Genomic DNA, 10,268 nt, shown 5'->3' on the forward strand with positions numbered 1-10,268 from the left:
TCCCCATTTAATAGTTTGAAGACTTTTGCACGTTGGACAACGCTTTTTTTTGAGTTTTTCATAAATAAAAAAAGTTTATTGAAACGAATTTCAATAAACTTTTGGAAACATCATATTTTATAATGCTTTACAGCATTTTTACCAACTATTTTTGACTATTAAACCTCAAAAAAAAGCCCTACAATAGCAAAGTGCTGTTCTAGGGCTTTCTTGAATTCAATAACTAGGATTAGCCTTTTAATTTCTTTACTGGCTCTTGTTTTTTGTCCAGACCACGTTTTCTTAAAAGCGGCTCAATGCTAGGCTCAGCGCCACGGAAACGTTTGTATAAAACCATTGGATCCTCAGTTCCTCCTTTTTCTAACACATTTTCTCGGAATAATTTAGCTTTCTCTGGATTGAAAAGAGTTGTTGTTTTAAACGTCTCAAAAGCATCAGTATCTAAAACTCCTGACCAAATATAACTGTAGTACCCAGAAGAATATCCACCAGAAAAAATATGACTAAAATACGTACTGCGGTATCTAGGAATAATCGATGGAATTAAACCAATTTTTGTCATGGCTGCTTTTTCGAAAGCGTTGGCATCAACAGTAATGTCTTTGGTTTGCGAGTGGTATTCTAAATCCAATAAAGAAGCTGCTAAGTATTCAGTCGTTGTAAAACCTTGGTCAAAAGTCCCTGCTTTTTTTAGTTTGTTTACTAGCGTTTCTGGTATTACTGCTCCAGTTTGATAGTGTTTGGCATACATATTTAAAACCTCAGGCTCTACAGCCCAGTTCTCCATAATTTGCGATGGAAGTTCTACAAAATCTCTTGGAACACTAGTTCCTGCAAGACTTCTGTACGTTACATTAGACAATAAACCGTGCAATGAATGTCCGAATTCATGAAAGAAAGTGGTCACCTCATCAAAAGTTAACAATGCTGGCGCAGTTGCTGAGGGTTTTGTAAAATTACAAACGATAGAAACTACGGGAGCCACTCGCTTGCCATCAACCGTTTTTTGGCTGCGGTAGGATGTCATCCAAGCGCCGCCACGTTTAGACTCACGAGGATGAAAATCCATGTATAAAACTCCTAAGTGCGTTCCGTCTTTTTCTAAAACTTCCCAAACCGTTACATCTTCATGGTATTTTGGTACATCTGTTAAGGCTTTAAACTGAATTCCATATAACTTTTCGGTTACTTGAAAAACACCTTTGCGCACATTATCCAAACTGAAATAAGGTTTCAATTCTTCTTCGTCAAGATCAAAACGTTCTTTTCTGATTTTTTCGGTGTAATAACGCCAGTCGTATGGTTGAACTGCACCTTTAATACCATCTTTCACCATCATTTTTTGAATATCAGCGGCTTCTGTTTTGGCAATTTCAAGAGCTGGTTTCCACAAATCATTCAAGAGCTTGTTCACATTTTTAGGTGTCTTAGCCATTGATTCCTCCAAAACATAATCAGAGTGTGATTTGTACCCTAACAAACGTGCTTTTTGTCCACGTAAATTAGCTAGTGCAACCGCATTTGCTTTATTATCAAAAGCATCGTCATGATTGGCTCTAGTTTGGTAGGCATTCCAAATTTGTTGACGCAATTCTCTATTTGAACTGTATTGTAAAAATGGCATCACACTAGAATTAGATAGTGTAAAAACCCATTTGCCTTCTTTACCTTTTGCTTTCGCATCTGCGGCGGCGGCATCAATAAGTCCTTGAGGCAATCCAGCTAAATCTTTCTTAGCATCAATAACCAATTTATAGCTATTGGTCTGCGCCAAAATGTTTTGACCGTATTTTAAACTTGTCAAGGACAAATCACCGTTGATTTTGCGTAGTATTTCCTTATCTGAATTAGACAAATTAGCGCCGCTTCGAACAAAATCTTTATAGGCGTTGTCTAAAATTTTAGCTTGTTCTAAATTCAAACCCAAACTTTCTTTTTGGTTCCAAAGCGACTTTACTCTAGCAAATAATTTTTCGTTCAAGTAAATGTTATCGCGGTGCGCCGATAAATTAGGAGCTGTTTCTTTAGCGATATTTTGAATTTCCTTGTTGGTATTCGCAGAATTCAAATTAGAAAAAACGGTATTCACATTAGCTAACAATTCGCCTGCATTTTCCATTGCTAAAATGGTATTCTCAAAAGTAGCAGGTTGTGTATTATTTGCAATAGCATCAATTTCCGCTTGATGTTTCGCGATTCCTTCTAAAATAGCAGGTTTAAAATGCTCGTTCTTGATTTTGTCAAACGGCGGAACATTGAAAGGCGTGTTATAAGCCTGAAAAAATGGATTCATAGTTGTGTTTTCTTGTTTTTCTTGTGCTTGGATGGTGAGCATATTTCCGATGACTAGCATCAGAAAAAGGGATTTCTTTCTCATTTTAATTTGTTAATTAGTAACGTAAATTTAACTTAAATCCTGTTCATACACCAATCGACGCTTTGCCTTAACTTAATTTTATGATTAGGAAAACGGACTTCATACAAAGGATTTTACATTCTAATTTAAGTATTGAAATAAAATCAATACATTAGCTATTTAAATCACAAACCGAAATTATGAAAAAAATAACCGCTCTACTTTTTACAGTAACTACAGCCCTGCTATTAGTAAACTGTAAATCTGAAGATAAAAAGGAAGATTTTACTAACTTAACCAAAAGCTATTTTGATGATAAGAATGCGCTAGATCCATTGGGTGCAACCCAAAGTGGCCAAAACGAGTACAACGATCAGTTGCAATTTGAAATGACCGATAGTTACAGAAAAACGCAAGCGGCTTTTTTTGACAAATACCAAACAGAGTTGCAAAATTTTGACGTAGCGGATTTATCTGAAGAAGAAAAAAACAGTTACGAAATCATCAAATGGGAAATTGAAGTTGGAAAAGAAGTGTTAGAACAGCCAACTAATTTAATTCCGGTACATCAATTTTGGGGAACACACTTGACTATGGGTCAGTTTGCAGGTGGAACTGGCGCTCAGCCTTTTAAAACAGAAGAAGATTATACCAACTTTTTAAAACGAATGGACAAATATGCCGTTTGGATTGATTCGGCAATGGTGTACATGAAAAAAGGATTAGAGAAAGGAGTGGTTTTACCAAAAGCATTGACGGTAAAATTAATTCCGCAATTTGCAGAGATGGAAACTCCAAATATCGAAGACAATTTATTTTATTCGTCGATAAAATTAATGCCAGCATCGTTTCCTGAAAGCATCAAGAAAGACTTAACTGCAAAATATACGGCTACAATCACCACTAAATTGATTCCGCAATACAAGAAAATGGCTGATTTTCTGAACAAAGAATACCTGCCAGCATCAAGAGCAACAAGCGGAATAGGCAGTTTACCTTTTGGAAAAAAACTATATGCAGCTTATGTAAAACAATGGACTACTACCAATAAAACTCCCGAGGAAATTCATGAACTTGGATTGAAAGAAGTAGCGAGACTGACTGCTGAAATGGAAAAAGTAAAAGCACAAGTAGGTTTCAAAGGGACTTTAATCGAGTTTTTTGAAGAAGTAAGAAACAAGAAAGAATTAAAACCTTTCACCAAACCAGAGGAAGTTATTGCTAACTTTAACAGTATTTACACCCGCATTAAACCTAATGTTGACAAGCTATTTGCTTTACAGCCAAAAACAAAATTCGAGGTAAGACGTACCGAAGCTTTTAGAGAGCAAACCGCTAGTGCCGAGTACAATCAAGGAACAGCAGATGGAACGCGTCCAGGGATTTTTTATGTTCCGATACCGAATGTAAAAGAATACAACATGTATGGCGACGAAGATTTGTTTTTGCACGAAGCCATTCCGGGACATCACTTTCAAATTTCTTTACAGCAAGAAAACAAAAATCTTCCTGATTTTAGAAAATTCAATTGGTTTGGTGCGTACGGCGAAGGTTGGGCTTTATACACCGAAAGTCTAGGTAAAGAGTTAGGTTTATACCAAGATCCGTATCAATATTTTGGAATGCTAGGCAACGAAATGCACCGTGCGGTACGTTTAGTAGTTGATACTGGTTTACATTCGAAAGGCTGGACAAGAGAACAGGCCATTAAATATTCCTTAGCCAACGAAGCTGAAAGTGAAGCGAGTATTATTCCTGAAATAGAGCGCTACATGGCTATTCCAGGTCAAGCTTTGTCTTATAAAATTGGACAGTTGAAAATAATGGAGCTTCGCAAAAAAGCCGAAACTAAAATGGGCACTAAATTTGATATTAAAAAGTTCCATGAAAAAGTATTGGAGTCAGGTGTGATGCCGCTTGCTTTATTGGAACAAAAAATTAATGAGTGGATTAACGTCAAAAAATAAATATTATGAAAAAATTATTAATTAGCAGTGTATTATGCATGTTTGCTTTTTCGGCAAATGCGCAACTTATTATGGATGCGCTAGACCCAACCGCATCTGGCACTTTGTTTAGAAACGATGTAATGAACAAGAAAGATTTGTCTGAAATCAAGGGGTCAGCTTATATTGTTGATGAATTTAGACTAGCAGATGTAGCTGGAATAAAACAACAAATCATGGTGCGTTACAATGCAATGACTGACATGATTGAGGTAGAAACTCCAAAAAAGGAAGTTTTTTCATTAATGAAAAAAGAACCTTTCAATACGATTACTATCATTCCGTTTACCGATAAAATTAAACTATTGAATTACAAAACTAAAGAAACTGAAATATACGGCTATTTAGTGGAGTTGTTTAATGCCAACAAAATAGCTTTATACAGAAGAGATCGTGTAATTTTACAAAAAGGAAAAGAAGCTTTAAACACCTATTCACCAGCTGTCCCAGCTAGATATGTAAAGGCAAATGAAGAGTTTTTTATCAGTAAAAATGGAGAAATGGCTTTTCCATTGCCTCGCAATAAAAAAGATTTATTAGAAACTTTTCCTGAAAAGAAAACTGAAATTACTGATTATATCAAGAAAAATGATTATTCAACCAAAGACGAAAAAAGTATCCTTAATATGATACGTTTTATTTCTGGTTCTTAAAACATTTAAAATTTACCCTATTATAGATGCCTCAAGTGTTAAACACTATTTGAGGCATTTTTTTTTATAAAAAGACTTTAACATCACAAAATATAATTAAAACAAAATTCAACGCTTTTTTTCCTACCTAAGAATTTGTTAGTAGACAAATAGATTAATCATCTTAACGTGGGAATACTAAATTAAAGGGTGTTTTACTAACTTTTACCTTCATTCAAAAGGGTTGACTAACAAACATTCATTAGAAATATGGAACATAAATGAATCACAACTCTCCAGTTTATTTAACTTTTTTCCCAATTCATTTTTATTCCTCCTTCATTCAATTGATTTGAGTTTTAATAAAGTAGCAAAGCCAATAATTTAGCACTGAACATAAAACAAAATCAATCATGAAAACAACTGAATCCAAAGTGAAATTTTTAACGACCTATGCTACATTTATGACAATCATCATGGTTTCATTTTTTTTATTCTCCTTTAACAAACTAAAAGAGATTGAAAATTTTGAAGAAATCAACGTAAAAAGAATCAATATTATCGAAAACGATGGCACTATACGAATGGTTCTTAGCAATAAAGAATTGCAACATTCAGGCAGAATGGATGGCAAAGATTGGGAAAAAAGAGAAAGACCATCAGGACTTATTTTCTTTAACGATCAAGGCGATGAATGTGGTGGACTTATTTACCAAACAAAGCAAACAAAGAATGGCTTGATTTCTGGAATGTCAATTACGATGGACCGCTACAAGGACGATCAAGTTTTACAACTATCCAATCAAGAGTCAATTGTTAATGGCAAAATCATGTCGCAACGTGGCATTAACATCAATGATTATCCTGCAGAAAGTAACATTACTACAAGAATGGAACTCTTTGCTCAAGCTGAAAAAATTACCGACCCTGAAACACGCAAAAAAAAGACAAATGAAATATATGAGCTACATGGCGAACGCAATCTATTGTTCTTGGGCAAAACCCGAGGAAACTCTCAAGGTTTGTTTTTAAACGATGCCACAGGAAAGCCCAAACTAATGATTTATGTTGACGAAAAAGGCAATCCTAAAATACAAACATTCAACACAAAAGGCGAAATGAAAAATGTGATTGCCGAAGATTTGTAAACTGATACTCCTTACAAGGTTTTATTATATTTGTAAAAACAGCAGGAATGAAAACAAAAAGTAGCCTAAAAAATATTTTCTTCACAATACTAGTGGTAATTGGTGTAAACACTACACAGATTTATACGTTGTACCAAACACGTAAGTTTGGTTCCATTAATTTTTTTGCAATCGAAGATCATGTTTTTGGGCTCTTAACTTGTTTGCTGGCCTTGATTAGCTCCTACTTATCATGGCAAATCATCTCTAGAAAGCAGTTCAAAAACACCCAAAAAATCATACTTTCATTTGCACTCTCCTTATTGATATTCGCTGTTTTTACAAGTTTATTTTTTATTTCTTACCGCTATTTAGTACATGGCTTACCTACGTCAACCTGGCTTTTGATTGGTAATATTGCTTTCGGAATCACTACTTATCACTTATACACCTGCGGGTTTACGCTAATTTACCTTTATTTTAATGATTCTAAAAAGTTGGAACTCGACATAGAACGATTAGAGCGAGAAAAGGAAATTTTTAAATCTAAAATGCTACAAAAAAACCTTGAACCGCATTTTCTATTCAACAATTTGAGCGTGCTTTCTAGCTTAAGTCATAAAAATCCAGAAGATTTAGAAAACTTTATCGACGATTTTTCGGGAGTGTACCGCTATTTTTTAGACCATTACGAACAGGAAATTGTACCACTATCTGAAGAGCTTGAATTTACAAAACGATACCGTAATCTAATTGAAAAAAGATTCAACAACGCTTATAAAGTTGTTTCAAGCATCAATGACACAACAGGATTTATATTGCCTTGCACTTTGCAATTAGGAATTGAAAATGCCATAAAACACAACAAGGCAAGCGAAGAAAATCCTCTGATTATTGAATTGTATCGAAATGAAAACACGATATTCATAAAAAACAAACTGAATGCAATACAACAACTAAACAGCTCTAAACTAGGAAACCAATACCTAAAAAAACACTACAAACTCATGTTTAACTTGGATGTCATTTTCACAAAAACAGAAAATGAGTATTGTGTAGCAATTCCTTTAATTTACTAAATATGAAATGCATAATCATTGAAGATGAAAATCATAATGCCGAAATCATTAGGAATCACATTCATAAATTTGACCCAAACATTACTATACTTGCTCAAATTAAAAGCAATGAAGAGTTGCGCAATTGGGCCACAAAAAAGGAAACTGTAGACGTCGTTTTTTCAGACATTGAGCTATTAGATGGAACAGTTTTTTTATCGTTAAAAGATAATATGATCAGCGCTCCAATTATTTTTACAACAGCCTATAATACTTTTTATCAGGAAGCTTTTGACACAAATGGCATTGGATATTTACTAAAACCTATCAGTTATAATCGCTTTAACGAAGCCATGCAAAAATTCCTCAACCTAAAAAAGAAAGAGGAAAACACCATTAACTGGCACGAAATGGCAATGTCATTATTACAACGCGAAGAGAAAAAATACAAAGAGCGAATTATCATCAAAAATAATGAAGGAATAGCTATGCTGAACACAAATGAAATCGCAGCAATAGTAGCAGAATCAGGCAAATGTGTTGCAATTAACACCTCAGGAAAAGAACATGCCTTTAAGGATACTTTAAGCGAATTGATACAAGAGTTGAATCCAAAAGTGTTTTTTCAAATCAACCGTGGCGAGATTATTAATATTAATTGTATTTTAAAAATAGAAAATTACTTTAATGACCGATTAGCAATTCAGTTAAAAAACTATAAAAAACGTTTCATTACAAGCACCTCATCAACGGCTGAATTCAGACGCTGGATCAATCAATAAATTCCAAAAAATATAAGCTTCTCGATTTGATAAGCTTTTTTTATTGGATTGAATAAAGTAAAATCAAAAAACACAAAAAAAGCCCAAACTTTCGTTTGGGCTTTTCGTGCGGATAATAGGACTCGAACCTACACGCCTTGCGGCACCAGATCCTAAGTCTGGCATGTCTACCAATTTCACCATATCCGCGTGCAATTAATTCACTAAACTCTTATTTAAAGAGGAGTTCATTGAACTGGTGTTTGTGGGTGCAAAGATACACATAACTTCGAATATTCAAAACAATTTTGATAAAAAATATTCATACTCTTTTTTGTACTTTTGAAAATATAAACAACATTCAACTAATGGAAAACATAAAAGCATACGTTCAAGAACACAAAGAACGCTTTATCAATGAGTTAATCGAATTATTAAAAATTCCGTCCGTAAGTGCTGATACTGCATATTCGCACGATGTTTTTGAAACTGCCGATGCCGTAAAAGCCAGTTTAGAGAAAGCCGGCTGCGATTTTGTCGAAATTTGCGACACACCAGGCTACCCAATCGTGTATGGCGAGAAAATAATCGACCCTAATCTACCTACCGTTTTAGTCTACGGACATTATGATGTGCAACCACCAGACCCAATGGAGTTGTGGACTTCTCCCCCATTTGAACCCGTAATTAAAAAAACCGATATCCATCCCGAAGGCGCCATTTTTGCCCGTGGATCTTGTGATGACAAAGGCCAAATGTACATGCACGTAAAAGCGCTGGAATACATGGTACAATCTAACACTTTGCCTTGCAACGTAAAGTTCATGATTGAGGGCGAAGAAGAAATTGGTTCTAAAAGTTTGAGTTGGTTTGTAGAACGCAACCAAGAAAAACTTAAAAACGACGTCATCTTAATTTCTGATACGGGAATGATCTCTAACCAGCAACCATCTATCACAACTGGTTTGCGCGGTTTGAGTTATGTAGAAGTGGAAGTTACAGGTCCTAACCGCGACTTGCATTCTGGCTTGTATGGTGGTGCCGTGGCAAACCCAATCAACGTGTTGGCTAAAATGATTGCTTCGCTTCACGACGAGAACAACCATATCACCATTCCAGGTTTTTATGACAATGTTGAGGAATTATCTCTTGAAGAAAGAGCCGAAATGGCCAAAGCGCCTTTCAGCTTAGAAAAATACAAAAACGCCCTGCAACTTAACGATGTGTACGGCGAAAAAGGCTATGTAACCAACGAAAGAAACTCTATCCGTCCTACGCTAGACGTAAACGGTATTTGGGGAGGCTACACCGGCGAAGGTGCAAAAACAGTAATTGCCAGCAAAGCATACGCCAAAATCTCCATGCGTTTAGTCCCTAATCAAGACTGGGAAGAAATCACTGAATTATTCACCAAACATTTCAACAGCATTGCCCCTGCAGGCGTAACTGTTTTGGTAAAACCGCATCACGGCGGGCAAGGCTACGTAACCCCAATAGACAGCATTGGCTACAAAGCCGCAAACATGGCCTATACCGAAACCTTTGGTGTACCAGCCATTCCCGTGCGTTCCGGAGGCAGCATCCCTATTGTAGCTTTGTTCGAAAAAGAATTGAAATCAAAAACCATCCTCATGGGATTTGGTCTCGACAGCGATGCCATTCACTCGCCAAACGAACACTTCGGGATCTTCAATTACCTCAAAGGAATTGAAACCATTCCATTGTTTTACAAGTATTTTGTAGAATTGTCGAAATAAATGCTATCAAAACCCACATCATCCGCTCTCCACAGGGCGGATTTTTTTTGGGCGTTCCCTTGTTGCACAAAATCTTTCTTGAAAAACACCATTCATCAAGCAACAAGGTCAGGCTGTTCGTTCTCAATCTTTTTAGCCGCCTAAAAAAAGCGCCTAAAAAGGATTTCCACTTCCATCCTTAACGCAAAAGAGTGTTCGTTGATGTTTTTTTTTGAGGAGAAAAATGCTGTGATGATACAAAACAACTTAACACTAAGTCAGATTCCCGACTATTGCCAAAACTGTAACCATTGAGTATGTTTTAGTTGAAATGTATATAATCCGTATATCTATTGATATCGTATTGTACTTTAAATCTTTGTAGTTCGGTATAATCTAATTTTGAAATAATAATACTTTCATCCTTAATTATCTTTGATTCATATAAGTTGGGTAAAATTATTTTTTCAAAATAATCCGATAAAAAATTAAATTCTTTAGAAGTGTGAACATAAAAAAGATGTTTATGAGTTTCATCATTTAAAGTAAATGATACATAGTTTTCAATTCCGTCATAATGGCTATCCTCATC

At 35.3% G+C, this 10,268-nt stretch carries 8 protein-coding genes and 1 tRNA gene; 6 read left to right on the plus strand and 3 right to left on the minus strand.

Annotated features, from left to right (window positions below; translation table 11 throughout):
* Window positions 1-229 precede the first annotated feature (229 nt).
* The gene (locus FPG59_RS09970; protein WP_086454459.1) at window positions 230-2,377 is read right to left on the minus strand and encodes a M3 family metallopeptidase; all 2,148 of its coding nucleotides are present in this window, start codon (window positions 2,375-2,377) and stop codon (window positions 230-232) included.
* 179 nt (window positions 2,378-2,556) lie between these two features.
* Between FPG59_RS09970 and FPG59_RS09975 the strand changes: the two genes are divergently transcribed.
* The 5 genes from FPG59_RS09975 to FPG59_RS09995 all read left to right on the plus strand — a co-directional run bounded on the left by FPG59_RS09975 (window position 2,557) and on the right by FPG59_RS09995 (window position 7,961).
* Window positions 2,557-4,323, plus strand: a complete 1,767-nt coding sequence (locus tag FPG59_RS09975; protein WP_086454460.1) for a DUF885 family protein — start codon at window positions 2,557-2,559, stop codon at window positions 4,321-4,323.
* A 5-nt stretch (window positions 4,324-4,328) separates the two neighbouring features.
* Window positions 4,329-5,015: a hypothetical protein gene (locus tag FPG59_RS09980; protein ID WP_140344624.1), complete on the plus strand. Its 687-nt coding sequence runs from the start codon at window positions 4,329-4,331 to the stop codon at window positions 5,013-5,015.
* Window positions 5,016-5,407: 392 nt separating this feature from the next.
* Window positions 5,408-6,142 carry a hypothetical protein gene (locus FPG59_RS09985; protein WP_086454462.1) on the plus strand — a complete coding sequence of 245 codons (735 nt, stop codon included), beginning with the start codon at window positions 5,408-5,410 and terminating at the stop codon, window positions 6,140-6,142.
* Between the two features lie 47 nt (window positions 6,143-6,189).
* Window positions 6,190-7,200 (plus strand): sensor histidine kinase, encoded by a 1,011-nt coding sequence (locus tag FPG59_RS09990; RefSeq protein WP_086454463.1) that lies wholly within the window; start codon window positions 6,190-6,192, stop codon window positions 7,198-7,200.
* A 2-nt stretch (window positions 7,201-7,202) separates the two neighbouring features.
* Entirely contained in the window at window positions 7,203-7,961 is a 759-nt protein-coding gene (locus FPG59_RS09995; protein WP_086454464.1) for a LytTR family DNA-binding domain-containing protein, read from the plus strand.
* Between the two features lie 107 nt (window positions 7,962-8,068).
* Here FPG59_RS09995 and FPG59_RS10000 read toward each other — a convergent pair.
* Window positions 8,069-8,150: transfer RNA gene (locus tag FPG59_RS10000), tRNA-Leu, on the minus strand.
* 158 nt (window positions 8,151-8,308) lie between these two features.
* Here FPG59_RS10000 and FPG59_RS10005 point away from each other — a divergent pair.
* Window positions 8,309-9,697 (plus strand): dipeptidase, encoded by a 1,389-nt coding sequence (locus FPG59_RS10005; RefSeq protein WP_086454465.1) that lies wholly within the window; start codon window positions 8,309-8,311, stop codon window positions 9,695-9,697.
* A 301-nt stretch (window positions 9,698-9,998) separates the two neighbouring features.
* Here the strand turns inward: FPG59_RS10005 and FPG59_RS16880 are convergent.
* On the minus strand, window positions 9,999-10,268 hold a 270-nt coding region (locus FPG59_RS16880; RefSeq protein WP_217875876.1), incomplete at its 5' end, for a hypothetical protein.

This window comes from Flavobacterium sp. FPG59, from assembly GCF_002150205.1.
In the GTDB taxonomy this organism is placed as follows: Bacteria; Bacteroidota; Bacteroidia; order Flavobacteriales; family Flavobacteriaceae; genus Flavobacterium.

Coding starts and splice junctions, on each gene's coding strand:
- FPG59_RS09970 (WP_086454459.1), bottom strand. CDS start 2,377: ATGAGAAAGAAATCCCTTTTTCTGATGCTAGTCATCGGAAATATGCTC.
- FPG59_RS09975 (WP_086454460.1), top strand. CDS start 2,557: ATGAAAAAAATAACCGCTCTACTTTTTACAGTAACTACAGCCCTGCTA.
- FPG59_RS09980 (WP_140344624.1), top strand. CDS start 4,329: ATGAAAAAATTATTAATTAGCAGTGTATTATGCATGTTTGCTTTTTCG.
- FPG59_RS09985 (WP_086454462.1), top strand. CDS start 5,408: ATGAAAACAACTGAATCCAAAGTGAAATTTTTAACGACCTATGCTACA.
- FPG59_RS09990 (WP_086454463.1), top strand. CDS start 6,190: ATGAAAACAAAAAGTAGCCTAAAAAATATTTTCTTCACAATACTAGTG.
- FPG59_RS09995 (WP_086454464.1), top strand. CDS start 7,203: ATGAAATGCATAATCATTGAAGATGAAAATCATAATGCCGAAATCATT.
- FPG59_RS10005 (WP_086454465.1), top strand. CDS start 8,309: ATGGAAAACATAAAAGCATACGTTCAAGAACACAAAGAACGCTTTATC.